Annotated in this window: 14 protein-coding genes; 6 read left to right on the top strand and 8 right to left on the bottom strand. The window is 64.9% G+C overall.

Annotation, left to right across the window (positions count from 1 at the left end):
- Positions 1 to 111: 111 nt before the first annotated feature.
- The 6 genes from J2853_RS17150 to J2853_RS17125 all read left to right on the top strand — a co-directional run bounded on the left by J2853_RS17150 (position 112) and on the right by J2853_RS17125 (position 11,500).
- A complete protein-coding gene (locus J2853_RS17150) occupies positions 112 to 2,094 on the top strand; it encodes a hypothetical protein (RefSeq protein WP_307559105.1) in 1,983 nt (660 codons plus the stop codon).
- Positions 2,087 to 2,986 carry a hypothetical protein gene (locus J2853_RS17145; protein ID WP_307559104.1) on the top strand — a complete coding sequence of 300 codons (900 nt, stop codon included), beginning with the start codon at positions 2,087 to 2,089 and terminating at the stop codon, positions 2,984 to 2,986. The genes J2853_RS17150 and J2853_RS17145 overlap by 8 nt, the downstream gene beginning before the upstream one ends.
- Positions 2,983 to 8,106, top strand: a complete 5,124-nt coding sequence (locus tag J2853_RS17140; protein ID WP_307559102.1) for a DEAD/DEAH box helicase family protein — start codon at positions 2,983 to 2,985, stop codon at positions 8,104 to 8,106. The genes J2853_RS17145 and J2853_RS17140 overlap by 4 nt, the downstream gene beginning before the upstream one ends.
- Positions 8,107 to 8,300: 194 nt before the next feature.
- On the top strand, positions 8,301 to 9,461 hold the full coding sequence (locus tag J2853_RS17135; protein WP_307559100.1) for a DUF262 domain-containing protein: 1,161 nt from the start codon (positions 8,301 to 8,303) through the stop codon (positions 9,459 to 9,461).
- Positions 9,445 to 10,557: an AAA family ATPase gene (locus J2853_RS17130; protein ID WP_307559098.1), complete on the top strand. Its 1,113-nt coding sequence runs from the start codon at positions 9,445 to 9,447 to the stop codon at positions 10,555 to 10,557. Before J2853_RS17135 ends, J2853_RS17130 begins: the two co-directional genes overlap by 17 nt.
- A gap of 25 nt (positions 10,558 to 10,582) precedes the next feature.
- On the top strand, positions 10,583 to 11,500 hold the full coding sequence (locus J2853_RS17125) for a hypothetical protein (RefSeq protein ID WP_307559097.1): 918 nt from the start codon (positions 10,583 to 10,585) through the stop codon (positions 11,498 to 11,500).
- A gap of 57 nt (positions 11,501 to 11,557) precedes the next feature.
- Here J2853_RS17125 and J2853_RS17120 read toward each other — a convergent pair whose 3' ends face one another.
- The 8 genes from J2853_RS17120 to J2853_RS17085 form a co-directional block, all read right to left on the bottom strand.
- A complete protein-coding gene (locus tag J2853_RS17120; protein WP_307559095.1) occupies positions 11,558 to 12,598 on the bottom strand; it encodes a helix-turn-helix domain-containing protein in 1,041 nt (346 codons plus the stop codon).
- 350 nt (positions 12,599 to 12,948) lie between these two features.
- Positions 12,949 to 13,746, bottom strand: coding sequence for a hypothetical protein (locus J2853_RS17115; protein ID WP_307559093.1), 798 nt, complete (start codon positions 13,744 to 13,746; stop codon positions 12,949 to 12,951).
- Positions 13,747 to 13,945: 199 nt separating this feature from the next.
- On the bottom strand, positions 13,946 to 15,061 hold the full coding sequence (locus J2853_RS17110; protein WP_307559091.1) for a radical SAM protein: 1,116 nt from the start codon (positions 15,059 to 15,061) through the stop codon (positions 13,946 to 13,948).
- Between the two features lie 161 nt (positions 15,062 to 15,222).
- On the bottom strand, positions 15,223 to 15,456 hold the full coding sequence (locus J2853_RS17105) for a hypothetical protein (protein ID WP_307559089.1): 234 nt from the start codon (positions 15,454 to 15,456) through the stop codon (positions 15,223 to 15,225).
- Positions 15,453 to 15,647 carry a hypothetical protein gene (locus tag J2853_RS17100; RefSeq protein WP_307559087.1) on the bottom strand — a complete coding sequence of 65 codons (195 nt, stop codon included), beginning with the start codon at positions 15,645 to 15,647 and terminating at the stop codon, positions 15,453 to 15,455. Before J2853_RS17100 ends, J2853_RS17105 begins: the two co-directional genes overlap by 4 nt.
- A gap of 123 nt (positions 15,648 to 15,770) precedes the next feature.
- On the bottom strand, positions 15,771 to 16,586 hold the full coding sequence (istB, locus tag J2853_RS17095; RefSeq protein ID WP_307553883.1) for an IS21-like element helper ATPase IstB: 816 nt from the start codon (positions 16,584 to 16,586) through the stop codon (positions 15,771 to 15,773).
- Positions 16,586 to 17,827, bottom strand: a complete 1,242-nt coding sequence (gene istA / locus J2853_RS17090) for an IS21 family transposase (RefSeq protein ID WP_307553885.1) — start codon at positions 17,825 to 17,827, stop codon at positions 16,586 to 16,588. Before istA ends, istB begins: the two co-directional genes overlap by 1 nt.
- A gap of 121 nt (positions 17,828 to 17,948) precedes the next feature.
- The gene (locus J2853_RS17085; protein WP_307559085.1) at positions 17,949 to 19,160 is read right to left on the bottom strand and encodes a helix-turn-helix domain-containing protein; all 1,212 of its coding nucleotides are present in this window, start codon (positions 19,158 to 19,160) and stop codon (positions 17,949 to 17,951) included.
- Positions 19,161 to 19,201: the final 41 nt, after the last annotated feature.

Genomic DNA, 19,201 nt, shown 5'->3' with positions numbered 1-19,201 from the left:
AAGAGTTTTCAGGGGCGTGTTCCGCCGCATTTTAAAGACCGGCCTGGTAACCACACGACGAGTGTTCGGCTGTCGTACTCATGCCCAAGGGCCAGACACAAAATTTCGTCCTTGAGCTCTCAGCTGAACCCATCCATAGACTTTTCGGTGCGATTCCACCTTCAGATTTATATCTACAGAAAATTTTCCTGGGTCATCCTCTTAGTACGGATAATTTCCATGCGTTCTTATGATTGGTGGCAGGCACGGCTCACCAAGGAGTTCTTCGGTGTCGATCAGGCCGGTCGCCCACTGTTGTTCTTCGTCGATGACCAGGAGGCCGTGCGGCTTCACGGCGACGCGAAGGTCACCGACTCCATCGACGACCTGTGCACCGCCGTCGCGCAGGAGGCCATTGACTGGCGTGGCGACGCGTACCGGCAGATCTACCGCGAGGCCCTTGTCTGGAAGCGGTCCACCCAGGAGGGGCCGCCCCCATGCCTGCCGCTCCTCGCGGTGTGCGTGCTGGCGGCGACGCGGATGCGGGGTGAGGGTGGGCGAGGTGCTCATGCCTACTACGTTCGGCTGGCCGAACTTCTCCGTCCACCGCCCGGGTTCCAGCTGGACGATCACAAGAAACATCTCCAGCGCGATTACCAAACAGTGGAGACCTTCTGGAAATACCTCGACGGGTGGCTTAAGGAGCGCGAGGGAACGCGGGGATTCAGTACGCTGCACACATCCAAGGGGCGGGAGCGCATCGGGTATGCCCAGTCGCAGGCACTCGTGTGCGCCGCCGATCACGATCGACTGGCTCCGTTCTTCAAGGAGTGCCAGGTACGCGAGCCGGTCGCCCTTTTACGAGGGCTGCGGATGTGGAAGGGCCGACCGCGTCTCTCCGCCCGGCTTCGGGGTGCCCTTGACAAGAACAACGAGGACAATCTTCTCGGCCCGCTGCTGATCTCCATCGCCGAGTCGGACAGTCGCGTTCCCCCTGTCCCGAACGGGCTGCGGCGGCTGCCACTGCGGATCACCGCGATCGACGATCCGCGGAACGGCTGGACGCTGCAATGGCGAGCGGAGCGCGTCGACGGCGTCGACGGGGACGCGCTGACACACTCTGGTGGCCACCTCGTCGTAGCCGCACGAGACACAGGAGCCCTGTATACGCTCTCAGGCGACCTGCCAGATCTCTGCCAGGGTCTCACCGCGGGGGTTACCGCGCGCGGCGAGCGGCTGGGGATCAGCCTTCAGCCCCGGCGGCACCCGCTCATCCTCCAAGAGGATCCCTTGGGTGGATGGACGGAGGTCGAAAAGGTCGTGCCTCATACGCCCTCCCTCATCCTCTTCGACAGGCAGGGCGAGGCGGAAGCCCGAAGCCTCGTGGCGCGGGAAGGCTTCTCGTGGGAGGAACCTGAGGAAAGCTCCGTAGACGGCTGGTTCGTGGCGGCCGACGTCGAGTTCACCGAAGGTGCCGGAGCCAGAGCACGCAGGCCCAGACTTACGGGTGGTCTGCACCTTCGGCTCACCGGAGAGCGACGGCACTACCTCGTGGGAGGCGAACCGGATCTGGTACTCCCGCCGGGGGTGGACGTCGTTCGGCTCGACGGCGCACCGATCTCCATTACAGGAGAGCGCACGGAGCTTCGCGGCCGGGGACTCGCCGCAGGTGAGCATATGGTTGATACCGAAGTTGGACGGCTGACTTTTCACCTGCACGCCTCCCAGGACATCGTTCTCGAAAAGACGAATTCGCCAAAAGCGAATTCCGAGCAGCCCTTGGTACAGGTATCCACGGTGATCGACGCTGAGGGCCGCCACACCGATCTGGCCTCGACGGAACCGCCTGTGTGGTGGCATGAACGTCACACAGGGCTGTGCGGTGAATCCAGCGCGATGGAGATCCCCGACTCTGCGGTCTGGCTCGTGATCGATCACCCGGACGGAACCATCGAGGTGCGGATGAGCCACTCGGAAGAGCCACGAATCACTCAGGTCACTCCGGCGATGCGGAAGTTCTGGAAAGTCATGTTCACGATCGAGCGTCCGCCGCCAGAGAAACTCTGGAAGAGATACCTGAATGCGGTGCTCATGGGTGGTCGTGGCCGTGGCTGACACTCCGCACGCCTTCGACCCGGACCTGTTCGTTTCCTGGCTCGCAGAGGTCGGCTCGGGACGGCTGGACCGGCTCCGCCGCGATGCGGCCTGGGCTGCCAGGACCAACGGCAGCGAGGCCTCTCAGTGGATCGAGTCGCTGGAGGTGCTGGGGTTCCTCCGCCTCAACTGGACCGCGCGCACCTGGCGGACTCAGGCGTTGACACTGACGGCCCTTCCCGGTGAGACGGGCGTGACCCTGCTTACCGGGACCCGTCCGGCCCCAGAACACTGGATGCGCCTGCCGGGCGTGGTTGTAAACCGGCGTCAGCAGGAGACCCAGATCCAGCTGCCGTCGACGGTGTGGTTCCAGGGGCACGACGAGCAGGCAGGGGCAGCGCTCGGAGCCACGCTGAAACCGTGTGCCGCGGAGCGGATCGCGGGTGAGTTGACTCCCCTGGTGCTGGGACAACCGGGGCCGGGGCCGGCTCGAAACACTGATCTAGCCCCTTTTGACACATTGTCCGGACGGTTCGGATGGCCAAGACCGACCCCGTCTCCGCGCGCGGGATTGTATGAATATCTCCTGCATGGGCGGATCCCCCAGCATGCCATCTTCCGCAACGGCCAGTGGTACCCCGTCGACAGGAGCGAAGGGATCTGTCTGTCGTTGCCACCTGGCGCTTTTCCGTTCCGTTGGCGAGCGGAGCCGGGTAAGGGAACACGGCACAATCTGGGACGACTCATCGTCGATCACCGGGCCGCGCTTCCTCGCAGGCAAAGGGAAGCAGCGGTCCTGTGCACGGGGCTGCCGCCGATACGGCTGACAGAGGGCCATGCCTATGACGGGGTGCCGAAATGGATCGCCGAGAAGATCGCCAAGTCGTCGCGCCGAAAATTGGAGATTCAATGAGTGAGCTCGATGTGGCTCAGACCTTCGAAGCGCTGCGTGAGGCGTATCTGCGGTATTACGACACGGCGTTCCGGCTACGGGATCCACGGTTGCGCGCGGAGCGGCGGGCGTTGCTGGACATTCCAGGCGGGATGTATACGGAGCCGTACGTGGAGGTCCGACCGGAGTACGCGACCACGGGTCGCCCCCTCGCTGAGTCGGTGGCACGCGCGGGCGCCCCTGCGGAGCTCGCGGACTTCGCACAATTGGGGTTGCTCGGCGCGGACCGGGAGCTGTACACGCATCAGGAGCGGGCGCTGGTCTCGGCCCTCATTCCGGGGCGGAATGTGGTGGTGACGGCGGGGACCGGGTCGGGAAAGACCGAGGCGTTCCTCCTGCCGATCATCGCGGACCTCCTCAAGGAGTCCCGGTCGTGGGATGGCACGCCGGGGACGACAGAGCGTTGGTGGGAGCGCTCAAGCGCGCCGTACGTGCCGCACCGGGCCGGTGAACGGGGGCGACCTCGGGCCGTACGAGCCATGGTGCTGTATCCGACGAACGCCCTGGTCGACGACCAGCTGGTGCGATTACGCCGGGCGTTGGACGGCGACGCGGCGCGGGCGTGGCTCGATGCCAACAGGGATGGGCACCGCTTCTACTTCGGCCGGTACACAGGGGGGACCCCGGTGCTGGGCCGGCCGGAGCAGGAAGGTGCGGTCAGGCAACTGCGTGAGTTCCTCCGGGAAGCCGAAAAGCGGAGCCGTCAGGCGGCGAAGGCAGAGGACGACAACACCCGGTATTTCGCACCCCGACCAGGTGGAGCGGAGATGCTGTCGCGGTGGGACATGTACGACGCGCCGCCAGACCTGCTCATCACGAACCATTCGATGCTGAACATCATGCTGCTGCGAGATCGCGACGCGGGATTCTTCGCGGACACCAGGCGGTGGCTCTCCGAGACGCCGGAAGCCCGATTCACGCTGGTCGTCGACGAGTTGCACATCCACCGGGGCACAGCCGGGACGGAGGTGGCGTATCTCATCCGCAACCTCCGGCAGCGGTTGGGGATCATGGACCACCCGGAGCGGCTGCGGATCGTCGCGACAACGGCGTCGCTGGACTCCGAACGGGACCGGGGGTTTCCTGAAGAGTTCTTCGCGGTCGGCCAGGACAAGTTCGACTTCATCCCGGGGGAGCTGGCGGTGGGTGGCGGTCGTACGGTCCCTCTGCGCGATGCCACGGTCGCCCCCACGGAGAAGGTCCGCGGACATCTGTTCTTCCGCAATGTCGCGGGAATGTGGGCGTGCTCGGATCCGGCATGCCCTCAGATCCCCGGTGGCGTGTATGAGGGACGGGGGATCGGCCGGCTGTACGAACGGCCGAGGATCTTCTGCGGGTGCGGTGCCCGAGTGCTGGAGCTGCTCTTCTGCCGATCATGCGGGGACACCTTCCTCGGTGGGTACGCCCCCTGGGACGCGTTCGACCGTGCCGCCTTCGACTCGCACCTTCTTCCGGACACGCCGGATCTATCGAGGATCCCGGATCTGGCCAGGCCAGACCGTACGGCCCACAACTACGTCGTGTACTGGCCGCGGACCACTCAGCAGCAGGCGAACGACAGAAACACCTTCCAGAGGGGGAAGGGCGCGGTGACCCTCTCCTTCCGCCTTTCCGTCCTCGACCCCCACGCCGGCACGCTCGCCAACAGGGAGGAGGGTGCGACCGGCTGGAGCTTCCACATCGAGTCCAGCAAGGACCCGGAGACAGGGGAGCCCCGAGTCGACCTCGACAAGCTCTCCCCGTTCCCGTCCGGCTGTCCCTCGTGCGCCACCGACTGGGAACGCACCAAGAATCGCACCGTCGGCGTCCTTCCCCTCACTCATCCTGACCGGCAGATGTCTCCCATCAGTGCCATGCGCACCGGGTTCGAGAAGGTGAATCAGGTCCTCTCAACGGAGCTCGCGGCGCAGTTCGACGATGCCGCTGACCGGAAACTCATCGTCTTCTCCGACAGCCGGCAGAATGCCGCGAAGCTCTCCGCGGGTCTGGCCCTGCGCCACTATCAGGACCTCGTACGGATCTTCGCGCTACAGGGGACCCGGGAGCAGACCGTCAGCGGCGACGACATCGCCCAGGCCCGGACCTCGGGCAACAAGGTCGACCTCGATCGGCTCGCCTCGAAGGATCCGGACGCGCTGAAAGACCTGCGGCTGGCCTGGCTCGACGATGACGAGGAGGCCGCCGCGGTCGCCGCAGCGAAGCTCACTGCTCCGCTCCGCCTCGACCTGCTCGCGAAGACCTTCATCCACCGGCGACTGATGACGCTCGGCGTCAACCCTGCCGGGCCGAAGCCCTCGGTACAGCAGCCAGGTGGCACCGACTGGCACGGACTCTACGACTGGAAGGTCCGCCCGATTCGGCTCATCCCCGGGCTGTCGGACGCGCTGCGCGACACCGTCCTGAGCGCCGAGGCCGACCTCCTGGAGAATGCCGTGGAGGCACTGTTCTCTGGCTCGAACCGTGACTTCGAATCGCTGGGGATGGGGTGGATCGACGCCGCTGACCCGCGAATCGACACGAAACTCGCCGGGCTCGGCCAGGGCAGCCTGCGGGTTCTCGCCGAGCTGCGACGTTTCCCCGGCCTGCGCGATCCCTACACCTCAAGCGTTCCCAAACGGCTGAACAGCTACTGGAAGAAGGTCGCCGAGGTCCATGGCCTCGATCCCGGTGACGTACGCGACCAGGCGGAAGCCTACTGGCGGGGCATCGTCGCCGATTTCCTTGTCGATCCCGCGAAGGTCGCTCTCCGCCCCGCCGAGAATCACGCATGGCTGTGCGGGATGTGCGGTCGGCAGCATCTCGCCGCGAGCGCCGGCGTGTGCACGGGCTGCCGGGCGCGGCTCCCCGCGGAACCGGAGGCGTTGAGAGCGACCGAGGACGACTATTACGCCTGGAAGGCCGCGACCGCGTCGGGGGCGTTCCGCTTGAACTGCGCGGAGCTGACCGGACAGACCGGCCGGGTCGAGGCGCAGCGACGGCAGGCCCGGTTCCAGCGCGTCTTTCTCGATGAGGAGGAGCAGGCTCTCGTTCACGAGCTGGACCTGCTCTCGGTGACGACCACGATGGAGGCGGGGATCGACATCGGGCCGCTGTCCGCCGTGGTCATGGCGAACATGCCGCCCACCCGGTTCAACTATCAGCAACGGGTCGGCCGTGCGGGCCGCCGGTCGTCGCCGGTCGCGGTGGCCCTCACCGTCTGCCGGGGGCGGAGCCACGACGAGCACTACTTCCGCAACCCGGGGGCGGTGACCAACGACCCTGTTCCGGCGCCCTACCTGGCGCTGGACCGGCGGGAGATTCTGGAACGGACCGTCGCGAGCGACACGCTCCGAATGGCGTTCGCGGCAACCGGCATCTCCGCCGCCGACCGCACCGGGGGTGTCCACGGTCAGTTCGGCAGCGCCGCGAAGTGGACCGACGCCGAACCCGTCATCCGCCGGTGGTTTCGCGAGAACCCGGACCAGATCACTTCGAGCGCCGCCGCGTTCACGGCCTTCACGACGTTCACTCCGGGACGATTCGACGGAGAGTGGGCGGAGCGGCTTCTCGACCGCGTCGGGGAAATCGCCGCCCTGCCCGGGGAGAGCGAGGACCTCGGCGAGCGTCTCGCGCATCTCGGGGCACTTCCCATGTTCGGGTTCCCCACCCGGGTGCGGCAGCTCTATCTGAAGGAACCCGACCGCTCGTATCCATGGCCGCCGGAGGCGACCGTGGACCGGGACCTCGCAATGGCCGTATCGTCCTTCGCCCCCGGTAGCGAGATCGTGAAGGACGGCCAGGTCTTCACGGTGGTGGGCGTCACCGACTTCACCCCGAACTCCTACGGCAAGCCCAGGGCGATCGCCGAGCCGCTCACGAATCCACGACTGATCGGACTGTGCTCCACGTGCAACCACCTGGGCGCCGGGGTGGAAGGGCCGTGCCCGCTGTGCGGCTCTGAGCGATTCCGCGTCGTGGACCTGCGGGAACCAGCGGGGTTCAGGGCCAGTCCTCCCCGCGACTTCGACGGAAACTTCTCCTGGTCGGCCCGTATGGTGACCGCCCGTGCCACCACCGACCTGAACGCCCTACGCCACGAGACGTGGCGCTCCGCGGAGCTCTACACGGGGCCGGGGAAACGCTACATCGTCAACGACAATGACGGCGGCGGCTTCGCCTTCCGGAAGGCCTCCGGAAGCTGGGGCGGTTATGTCGTGCCCCAGGATGCCGACCCGACGGCGAAAGGGTTCGGAGACCCCGTCCAGGCCGCGCTCGGGGCCGTACTCCCCACGGACTTCCTGTTCGTCGGGCCGCGAGCGACCAGTGATCCCCTGCGAGGGCTCCGGCTCGGCCTGGATGAGCCCAGGCCCCGATACCGAGCGGATCTCCATCAGGGCCGGCGAGCCGCCTGGTACTCCCTGGCGTTTCTGCTGCGCACCGCCGCCGCGGAGTTCCTCGACGTCGACCCGCGAGAGCTCATCGCGGGCGTGCACCCGGGACCGCACCGTGAAGGGACGGCACTGTACGCGTTTCTCGCGGACGCGCTGGAGAACGGCGCGGGGTTCAGCACCCACCTTGGCGAGGTCGCCTCGGAGTTCACCGGGCACGTCGCCCGGTTCCTCGAAGATCTCACCGATCCAGCACACGCGGATGCCTGCGAAACGTCGTGCTACGGCTGCCTGCGGGACTACGACAACATGGTGTTCCACCCGCTGCTGGACTGGCGGCTCGGCGCGGATCTGTTCGCCGTATTGTCCGGTGAGCCACTCGCCCTGGCGAGCTCGGCGGTGAAACGTGAGCGAGTGTCGCTGGGAGGACTGCGGGCGCTGTACGACGGGGACTTCCTGCTCCCGGACGCGGGGGTCATAGGGGTAAAAGTACGGCGCACGCCGTATGCCATCGTGGCCCGCCACCCCTTGGAAGCGTGTGAGGAGAGCTTCGTGAGCCCCCGGCTCCAGCCCGCGCTCGACGCGGCGCTCGCCCATGCGGGTGACCCGTCGCGGGTCATCATCACGGACTGGTTCACCGCCGAACGCAGTCCGTTGTTGATCGTCCAGCAGGTGGCGCCCCGACGCAGGCGGAACCGCGATGGGGATCGATGAGACCTGGCTGTCCCCGCTGGGCGGGGGTCTTCGATGGGCCGTAGTCTTCGGTTCTGTGGCGAGGCTCACATGCTTATGGGCAACAGATCGGCGACCCATGAGGACACGGACATCCACTTCGTGGAACTAGGCATGGATACGCTGGACCGCACATCATCCGGATCATTGGAACATGAACCTCAGGAAGCCATACGATGCGTCCCGCACCTGACGACGTCCTGTTCGAGTATGACTCCGTCGGCGCGAGCACAGGCGTCGAGCTGGAAATCATCGAGGCGATCGACGAACCTTTCGACCCAGAGCGGATCGATGTGGTCACAAGGACTCCCACCGTGGACTTGGTGCTGTCGCGGATCAGGACCAAGATGATCGACCTGGCGCCGGACTTCCAGCGCCGGGCCGACATCTGGAACCAGAAGCATCAGAGCCGTCTGATCGAGTCTCTGCTGCTGAGAATCCCGCTGCCCACCCTCTATGCGTCCGAGGACGAGGGCGATGTCTGGACCATCGTGGACGGGATTCAACGGCTCACCACGATCGGCCGCTTCATGGATCCGAACAGCATCGGGCGGGAGCGGTTGACCCTCCAAGGGCTGGAATACCTGGACTACAACGGATGCACCTTCGATGATCTCCCAGGACGTCTGCAGCTGCGGTTGCGAGAGACCGAGCTGGTGGTGCACCTGATCCGTCGGGGCACCCCGGAGGCCGTGAAGTTCAACATCTTCGCGAGGATCAACACAGGTGGTCTGCCGCTCTCCCGCCAGGAGCTTCGGCACGCCCTCATTCCGGGACCTGCCAGATCCATCCTCGGCGAGCTCGCCGAGTCCGTCTTCTTCCTCCGGGCGACAGATGAAAGCGTCAATCCGGAACGGATGGCAGATCGAGAGATGGTTCTCCGTTTCATCGCGTTCTGGCTGGTGTCTCTGGACACTTATTCTCACGCGGACTTCGATCATTTCCTCCGTGAGGCTATGCGAAGCGTCAATAAGATGACAATAGCTGAAATAGAGGATATTCGTGATCATTTTGCCCGGTCAATGAAAGCCGCATACGCCGTTTTTGGTCATTATGCCTTCCGTAAGCGCTATCGGGGAAATGATCGAAAGTTTCCCATCAATAAAGCTCTATTCGAAGCTGTTGCGGTGAATCTCGCCAGGCAGGGCATCAGAGATCTGGGTACGCTGATGGATCGGTGTGACATGGTTCAGGATGGTCTTGTCAACCTTCTTACCGACGATCCCGAGTTTGAACGGTCCATATCCCAAGGGACTGGAGACATCAGTAAGGTGCGTCGGCGTTTTAGTTCGGTGAAAGATCTCTTTGATGGAGTGGTGAATGCTCGACCGGCTTGACATCGTCAACTTCAAAGCCTTCGCAAGCGCTGCCATTCCCCTGGGCGCGTTCACCCTGCTCTCCGGACTGAACTCGGCGGGTAAGAGCACGGTCCTGCAGTCTCTCGCGCTGCTCCGTCAATCCCAGGTGGCCGGGTTGCTCGACGGGAGCGCCGGCTCGGGTTTTCTCCTCAACGGTGAGCTGGTGGAGCTCGGCACGGGCCGCGACGTGCTTCATGAGAACCACATCGACACCGGCGGGGAAGGTCCGCAGATCGTCCTTTCGGTTGTCGAGGACGGTGTCATCCAGACGTGGACCGCCGCCTACGGTCAGGAGAACGACCTCCTGCACCTTGATTCGGGCACCACTCACCGTCCGGCAGGTCTGTTCGGCCCCAATTTCCAGTATCTCAAGGCGGACCGGCTGGCCCCCGCCGTCAGCTATCCCCGATCACATGAGATAGCGGTCCGACGAGGGTTCCTCGGCTGCAGAGGGGAGCACGCGGTCAACTTCCTCCGGCATCGCCAGGACGAACGGCTGGCCTCGCCACGGCTGCACCATCCCGAGGCTCGGTCCGCTTCGCTGCTCGATCAGACAGACGCTTGGATGCAGGAGATCTGCCCCGGCGTGAACTTGCAGGCCGCCACCATCGAGGGCACTGACCTGGTAAGGCTCGGCTATCGCATCGGCGTCGCCGGCCTGCCCACGGCACTCTCTCATCGGCCCACCAATGTCGGTTTTGGCCTTTCCTATGTTCTGCCCATCGTGCTGGCCTGTCTGTCGGCTGTGCCGGGCAGCTTAATTCTCCTGGAGAACCCGGAGGCTCATCTGCACCCCCGAGGGCAGACGGTGATGGCGACACTTGCCGCAGCCGCGGTGGCCGCCGGAGCGCAGCTCATCGTGGAAAGTCACAGTGATCACGTCCTGAACGGCCTACGGCTGGCAGTGAAGCGTGGAACACTTGCGGACTCCGCGGTGAAACTGCTCTATTTTCAGCGTCAGCGCGACGGGATAGAGGTTCTTAATCCGATGCTGGGACCGGACGGCATGATCTCAGACTGGCCTTCCGGGTTCTTCGATGAGTGGGAGCACTCGCTCGACCAACTTCTGGGTTGACCGTTTATGAGGAGAAAGACCCCCCGTGCCCGTTTTCCTCTGTCTCAACGAGCTGTCCTGTGCCTCGAATTCCGACGAACGTAAAATTGACGAGGCGATGGGTGCTTTCGTCGATTTGCTCCGGCAATGCCGACGTTGGCGGCAGGACGTCTCTTTGATCTCTGCGTCGCCGCTCACCACGCTGGATCTTGCCGCTGGATATTCGATATCCCAATGGATGGGAAATCCGCGAAATCGAGACCGATGGCAGTTCCTCCGTCTCATGCAGAACAAAGCCCCATTCAGCTCGGTGCATTCCGGTATCGAAGGCGAGGTCGAATACCGGTTCGCTGAGAGCCGTACTGACGGGATCGGGACCGCTCACCTGATCGACGGCCTCGCCGTCAGCCTCCCGCTCGAAGAGCGCTGGAACCGCGAGTGGATTACCCCGAAGCGGAGCGCCCTGGAGGAGAGCGACGACGGGGTCCTCCATCTCCATGAGGAAGAAGTGGAGGTCAGACATGCTTCCGCGCTCGAACACCTGACCGTTCACGAGGAGTGGGCGAAGGCGACGGGGCTGGCCGACGTCAGGACCGGTCAAGCTCTCTGGGACTCTCGCGCCGACTTCTTCCCTCACCTGCGGTTTCTCCATCGGGTCGAAGAAGACCTCAGGACACTCCATCATTACTGGCTGGCCCCGGTCAAAGATCTACTGCTGGGGCTGGACGCCTCTCTGAACGCATGGAACACCCAGAAATCCCCCGAACCGGCCTGGCACACCAAGGTCACACCTGAGTCCGAAACTCGGAGGCGCCTGTGCGGGTTCACCGACCTGGATGGGATCACCAGGGTGTTCGACCTGCATGCCCGAATGACGCCGAACGTCGGCCGCCTGCATTTCCGGCTCTGTCGCGAAAACGGTACGGCGGTCATCGCGTATATAGGGCGGAAGATTCAAAGCTGACCTGGAGACCCATGGCCATCAGGAGGCCAGAGTTCGCCAAGCGCGATGCCCGCCGTTTCATCGATAGCCGCCTTCGACGTCGACGGCGCAGAACGGATGCCGGGGGTCGCGTCCGCAGCCGGGGCAGGCGGTGCCGTCGGTGATGTCGGCGGTCAGTTTTCGGAGTATGTCGTCGAAGCGGCGGAGGTGTTCGTAGTCTCCGAACGCCGGGTCGGCGGCGAACTTGGCGCAGTAGACGGCGAGGGCCAGGGGAGCGTGGTGGACCAGGGCCTCGGAGATTCTCTTCAGCAACCGGGAGCGTAGCCAGGCTGGCGCGGAGCGGTAGTGCTCGGGGAGCCTGGCGAGCATGTCGCCGGCCATCCGAGTCAGCTCTTGCGGATTCGCCGGAGGCGTCGTGACGGCGCCTGGCGCGGTGCGGCCCGCACGCTTGCCTATGGCGAGAACGGGCGCGGTACGGTCCGCACGCTCGCCTACGGCGAGAAGGAGAGGGGTTTTTCTGATCTTCTTGGGGTGCTGGTCTTCTTGCTTGTCTGTTCTTCTTATAGGGGTGGATTTTCCACCGTTGGTTTTTCCGTCGTAGGTGGTGACCTGGGATTTCCCGGTGTGTCCGCTGGTCGTGGCCAGCGGCGGATTTTCCGGCGCGGGCGAGGCCGGGACGACTCCCTTGCCCGGAGCGGATGCGATGGTTTCGAGCTGTGGTGACCATGGGTCGCAGAGGATGTAGTCGACGCCGCCGAGCGTGCCGTCGCGGCCACGCTCGCGCTCGCGCAGGAGGTAGCCGTACGCCTCCAGCTCCCTGATGGCGGCCCGGATCGCGTCACGGCCGTCGGGGGCGGCGCAGATGATGGTCTTCTCCGACACCCTGAAGCCGGCCGCGTGGGAGGTCAGCCAGGTGAGGACGCCGCGTGCCTTCCACGACAGCCGCCTGTCGCGGACCCACTGATTCGAGATCTGGGTGAACCGGTCGGCGGGGCGTTCCGCGCGCCGGATGCTCCGTCCACCCTCCGAAACCGAGGGAACGGACCGCGGGCGCGTGCCGGTTGCCTGGTCGGAGGAGATGTTTGATACGGGCGCGGGCGCGCCGGTAGAGTCGAGCATGGATCTTTCTCCTGGTGTTGTCAGGGTGATTGATCAAGGCCCTGGGTCGGTGCTCTAACACCGGCTCGGGGCCGTTTTTGTTGTCCAGGTGACAGGGTTGCCGATCAAGCCCTTCCGGGCGTTATGGCATGGTCCGATCGCTGGTCACATCTGCTGTTCGTTGATGGTGTTCGTCGTCTCGGTCTTCCTGCTCACGCCGGCTTGATGGTTTCCGGACAAGCCATGATGAGGTGGGTCGGCCTACAGAAGGAGACCGACCCACCCCTTGGTAACACACCGCGACCGTACGTTTCTGCTTGTCTCGGAACATGCCCGATCCATCAGCCTCCGTACGGTCCCATAGGTGGCGTTTAGACCCGGTACTCCAGCCACTCATGCGCGGCACACGCCATCCGCTCAACCCATGGAGCCGGATCGTTGCCCGCGATCTCATCCCACAGCCGGACGTTCGCCCAGGCGAAGACCTCGACGCCCCTCTCGGGTGCGCTCGACCACGCGGGCGTCTGCACGACGACTCTTTCCGCCTCCTCTGCGGTGTGACCCCCCGCTATCAGGCGCAGGACGAGGCACGCCGGGTCGATCCATCCGGCTCCTCGGGTAGGCCATGCCCAGTCGATGAGCAGGGCTCTGCCATCCGTGATCAGGACGTTGAGCGGGTTGTAGTCGGTGTGTAGGAGCCGATCGCCCCTGAGCCACTCCAACTCCTCCGGGGCGGCCACGTATGTTCGCCAGCGATGCTCGGCAACCGTCACCGGCAGATCCGGGCAGGGGAGGTTTCCCAGGGTCATCACGGTGTCGACAAGCGGGGCAAGATCCGGCGATCCAGACTGGAAGTCAGCGTGGCAGCCGTCAACGGCCTCGAACCCCAGGACATCCCACTCGCCGTCTATGCGCCACAGCAGGCGAGGGGACAGGCCGTGGACGTGCGGGTTGATCATCGCTTCCATGTCCTGGGTCCACCTGCGGGGATAGTCCCGGTGCAGCCCTTTGACGAACACCTTTCCCGATGAGGTGTCCAGCAGCGCCGCGATCGCGGAGTTGAGCCCTTCCGAGACCGTTTGTGATGACCACACTGAACCGGTGTGCTTCTCGATGGCAGCCCTGGTCTCGTTCGGAAGGTCGTCCCAGTGGATGCGCGCAACCGCCATAACTCTCCGTTCCTCACGTCGAAAGGGCCGCCCCACGGCCATCGTAGGGCGGCCCTCACCTCGGTACTTTTCTAGTAGGGCTGATCGTCACCGGCAGAGCAGGAACACTTGTTGGAGTCAACGAGCGTGTTCAGGTCCGCGATGAACTCGATCTCCGGTCTGTCGGCGGGTCTTGTTCCGACCTCTACGAAAATGGCGGTCACTCGGCTTTCACCTCCTCTCTTTCTTGGTGCTGGCAGTAGTTCCGCAGGGGCGACTTCGCCTTGCGGTAGAGGGTGACGAGCGGCATGCAGGTCCCGCACGAGCCGCTCAGGGTGCAGCCGGTGCATCCGCCCTGGCGCAGCATCAGGGAGTCAGCGATGGCGCCGAGCCGGGTCAGCCCTTCAACGCCCTCATCCATCAGCGGGATCTGCGGGTCACGGCCGATCTTGCAAATGCTCGCCATGCCGTGCGGATCGACATGGAAGAAGGTGTGACCGGCGTGGCAGCCGGTGAACGGCTTGCGCTTGCGCAGGTGCTCGATCGACTGCGAGGGGAGGGTTTCGGGGCCACCGTAGATCGTCGGCGACATGTTCATGAAGGCGTCGTGCGGAATCCCCCACCCCTCGGCCATCGCCTGCATCTGTTCCAGCTCGTCCTTGTTCGTGTTGGTCACGATCAGGCTGAGCTTCAGCGGAAGACCGGCCTCACGCGCCGCTGCCACCCCCTTGATGAACAGCCGGTAGGCCCCTCGGCGGCGGGTCAGCCCGTCGTAGCTCGCTTCGGTCGCGCCGTACATGCTGAGCGTGATGTCGTGCGGCCGATGAGTAGTGAGCAGGTCCAGGATCTTCGGGCTGGCCAGGCGAGAGCCGTTGGACAGGATGGTCAGCATCATGCCGAGTTTGTAGGCCAGGCCGTACACCTCGGGGAACAGCTTGTCGATCATCGGTTCGCCACCGGTGAGCTGGAGCCACAACACCCCGGCGTCACGCAGGATGTGGAGCAGCTTCTCCCGGTCGGACCACGCCAGCCCCTCGAACTTTTTCAGCCCGAGGTAGCAGTGCTCGCAGTCGTAGTTGCAGCCCAGGTTGAGTTCGTACGTCGCCCGAACGTATCCGTAAGGAGACTCGGGCCTGATGAGGACCGTTTCGGTGAGCGGGCTCCCGGAGATGTCGTAGGCCCAGGACGTGAAGACGGCGTCGGTGAACCACGCCGGCGACGACATGGCTTTGGTGAGTTCTCGGTACTTACCCTCGGAGATCTTCAGGCCTCCCGGACTGCCAGGGCGAAGCACCAGGTACTCGCCGAGAAACGGACTCACGATGAATGTGTGCATGGTGGGCATCTCGTCCTCCAGGCTGTTCGCTTGTTACGGTCAACAGCTCCCGCCGAACGACGGCATCCGGCGAGAAAATGAGCCAGGAGCTGTCCAGCCGACTCCTGGCCAGGCGTGACGGCGCCACCCCTCCCAGAGCCGCCGCCACGCCCGTCTATGGGTCAGGACACCTGCCGCAACGACACTCGCAGCCAGGACCGGTTTTCAAGCCGGGTCTCGGCTTCCAGGTTGCGGGCCAGCTCCATCAAGGTCGGCCCGCACCGCACATCGGACAGGCCATGCTCACGTCCGTATGCCGACATGGCAGCGCGCCGCACGGCATACCAGCCGTCCCCGATCCCCTCGGAGATCGTCCAGGTGCGCCCGTAGTGGGCCTTCAGCTCTGCCAAGGTCACAGAGGGCTCCCGGTGATCGGCTTCGACGGCGGAGACTGCTTGCACAGGCGGGCGTGGTGGAAGGCGATCCGTTGCGCGATGCGATCGGGTTCGGCCGCTTGCTGTGAGGCGTAGACGGCATGCCGACGCCTCGCGTCCCAGTCGTGTCTCTGCGGATGAGACACGCCCTGGTTGTTCCGCGTCCCTGTCACGGGAAGTCCTCCTCATCGCCTCACGTCGGGGTATCGACGCTAGGCGCGGACGAATGTCAACGACGTCTGAATCCTGACCCCCTATCGTCGTCTGAAAATTGACCCCTCTCGCGTATTTGATCGTTACTGGTCGTTGCTGGGATTGGCCGCGGGCACGCGGCCAAGGTCACGGTTTTTGAGGCGGTAGCTGTCTCCCTTCAAACTGATGACTTCGGCGTGGTGGACCAGCCGGTCGATCATGGCGGCGGCCACAACATCGTCGCCGAACACCTCGCCCCAGCGTCCGAAAGGTTTGTTGCTGGTGACGATCAAACTGGCCCGCTCATAGCGACTGGAGACCAACTGGAAGAACAGATTGGCCGCCTCCGGTTCGAAGGGGATGTAGCCGACCTCGTCCACGATCAGCACCGGGATCCGAGACAACTTGATGAGCTCGCCCTGCAGCATGCCGGCGGCATGGGCATCGGCCAGCCGGGCCACCCACTGGGCGGCGGTGGCGAAAGCGACCCGGTGACCGGCCTGACACGCCCGGATCCCCAACCCGATGGACAGATGGGTCTTGCCGGTGCCGGGCGGGCCGAGGAAGACCACGTTGTCCTTGGCGGTGACGAAGTCCAGCGCGCCCAGATGCGCGATGACCTCACGCTTGAGAGAGCGCTGGTGGTCGTAGTCGAAGTCCTCCAACGCCTTGCGGGCCGGAAAGCGGGCGAAGCGGATCCGGGCCTCGCCGCCGTGTGATTCCCGGGCGGCGACCTCGCGTTGCAGGCAGGCGGCCAAGAACTCCTCATGCGTCCAGGACTCGGCCCTGGCCCGCTCGGCCAGCCGATCGATGGAGGCCGCCAGGGATGGGGCCTTGAGCACCCGGGTCAGATAGGCCAGCTCGGCCGCGACGTTGCGGCCGCTGGTCGTGGTGGTGGTGTTCGTGCCGGTCGCGGTCATCACGCCACTCCCTCGATGCCGAGCAACGCGTCGTAGTCACTCAACCGACGCTGCTCGACCTCAACCTCAGCGGGGGCCCCGGCTGTGGCCGGGGCAGGGGTCGTGCGCAGGCCGGTGCGGCGCATCGCGGCGGCCACCTGCGCATGCAGCGCATCGGTGATGGTCTGGTGCGGCGCCCAGCACCGCCGGTGGCGGGCCACCAACTGCCCGCCGCAGGTCACCGTGACCTCCTCCAAGGAGGCGACCACCTCCACCAGACGGCCGATCACCGAGGGATGGACCGAGTAGTCACACGAGGCGATCCGCACATAGTGATCACGCGCCAGCCGAGTTGAGGTGCGCCAGCCCACGGCCGGCGCGATCGGCGGCAACGCCACCATCGCCGCCAGATCGGCGTGCAGCCGATCCAGCGGACGGCACTGGATACGCCGGTGATGGCGGCTGTTGGCCCGGGGCAGCCAGGCGGCCAGCTGGGCGTTGAAGTCCTGCGGCGAAGCAAAATCGCGGCCGGGCAGAAACGAGGTCTCCAGATAGCCGTTGGCCCGCTCGACCAGCCCCTTGGCCTCGGGATCTCCCGGACGGCACTGCGCGATGCGCACCCCCAGCGCTCCGCGAAAAGCATGGGCGTCCGCGGTGAGCTGCGGTTTGCCGCCCCGCCACTGGCCGATCGCGGACTCGTTGTCCCACACCAGCGTCTTGGGCACCGCGCCCAGCTCCGACAACAAAGCCCAGTGCCCGGAAAACAGATCCCCCGCGGTGCGCGAAGGCAGCATCCGGGCCATCATCCACCGCGAGTATCCGCTGACGATGACCAGCACCGGCGGGCTGGCCAGATGCCCAGCCCCCACCGGCACCTTCACCGGCGGAAACCACAGATCACATTGGGCCAGCTCGCCCGCGTGATAGGTGGTCCGCGACGCCGGATCGACCGGCTGGAACTGCGGCCGCAGCACACGGATCCGGTCTTTGAGGACCGTGAGCGAGCGCTCCCAGCCGATCCGCTCGGCGATCACCGTCGCGGGCATGGTCGGAAACTCCGCCAGCAGCGCCCGGATCCGCGGTTCGGCCGCGTCCACGATCGATCCCTTGCCCACCCGCTCATATGCTGGCGGTGCATCGGCCGCCAGCGCCCGTTTCACGGTGTTCTTCGAGATGCCCATATGCCGAGCGATCGCCTTGATCGGCATCGTCTCGGCTCGATGCAACCGGCGGATCTCCGCCCAGTCCTCCACCTTGATCACCCTCCAGAGTGACTACAAGGGGGGTCAATTTTCGGCCGTCGCCACGGGGTCAGTTTTCACCCGTCGTCGACAACGAAGAGAACGACCCGAACTCTCAGCTCGGGTGAGCTGTCAGTTCGGGTTACCGGGCCAGTAGGCCAACCCGTTGGGCCATGGCCTGTATCTGCGGCGAGTAGGTGGGACGAGCCCGTTTTAGCAGTCCACGGATCAGGTCGCGGGCAAGGATGTTGTACTTCAGATCCTCCGGCCCGCTGGCCTCGGCCGTAAGGAGGTGAATAAAAACGGCCGCATCGTCGCGGCGCTGGTCATAGCAACGCGCCACTTCCAGGGCGAAAGTTGTACGTCGTTCCAGCGATGGAAGATGAGAGACAACAACGTCGTCCGCCAGGCGCAGCGCTTCGGCTGTCTCGCCCGCCTCCACCTCGATGCTGACCGCATGAAGACCGACATTCGGTACGCCGAACACGGTCCATAACACGTTGTGGCCACCTGACTGTCGTGTAGCAGGTAGAGCACGCTCCCGCAGCCGATCACGAGCCGTCCAGAAATCTCCTCTTCGGACTGCCGCGATCGTTGCCACCAGCCACAGCGCGCCTTCCACGGCAATACGTGCATGTGAGTCCGAAGGCAGGTCGTTGTGAAGTGCTTCGATGGCGTGGAGTGCGACTTCTTCCGCACCTTCCGCTTCGCCCTGCGACAACAGGATCTGTCCGAGATTCCATTTGGCCACGGCGACGCGCAGCGGGTCGTCGGTTTCCTCGGCCGCGACCATCCCTCGGTCGGCGACCAGCAACGACAGGTCGGGGCGTCCGATTCGCTTGGTGAAGGTCCGTAGGAAGAAGTACAGGTCCGCCGAGATCCGGTAAGCGTCGCGGCGCATTGCCGCGTCGCCCGTGGGCCGGAGTACGCGCGTTACGAACTGCACGTCACGCAGAAGGTCGGGCACCAGAGGAGCTGCGTCGGTGAACCGGGTGGGAGATGTCTGCCACAGGCTCCAGATGGCGCTCACTCGTTCACGAAGCTCGGCCAGTTCAGGCAAGGGCTGATCGGACGGGATGGGGGCGTAGGAGGTGAGAACCCGCTGCAAGGTTCTTCCAACAGGGTGGATCGCGCCCTCTTCCTCGAACGCCGGCTCACCGAGCAGCGTGGAGACGGGCACATTCAGCACGCGGGCGAGTCGATGCAGGAGTGGCATCGCCGGTGTCTTCAGGCCCCGCTCGATCTGCGACAGGTAGTCCTCCGTGATCCCCGCAAGACCCGCGACCACGGCCTGTTTCTTCTTCTGGGCCTTGCGGTAGAACTGCACCCGCTCGCCCACGGGGATCTCAGACACGCGCGTTCTCCCCTTCACCTCTGGACGGCTCTCTGAAGCAG

Origin of the sequence: Streptosporangium lutulentum (assembly GCF_030811455.1) — a bacterium.
Taxonomy (GTDB): Bacteria; Actinomycetota; Actinomycetes; order Streptosporangiales; family Streptosporangiaceae; genus Streptosporangium; species Streptosporangium lutulentum.
Note: the sequence above shows the minus strand (reverse complement) of the source record. Positions and strands in the feature narration are given on the sequence as shown.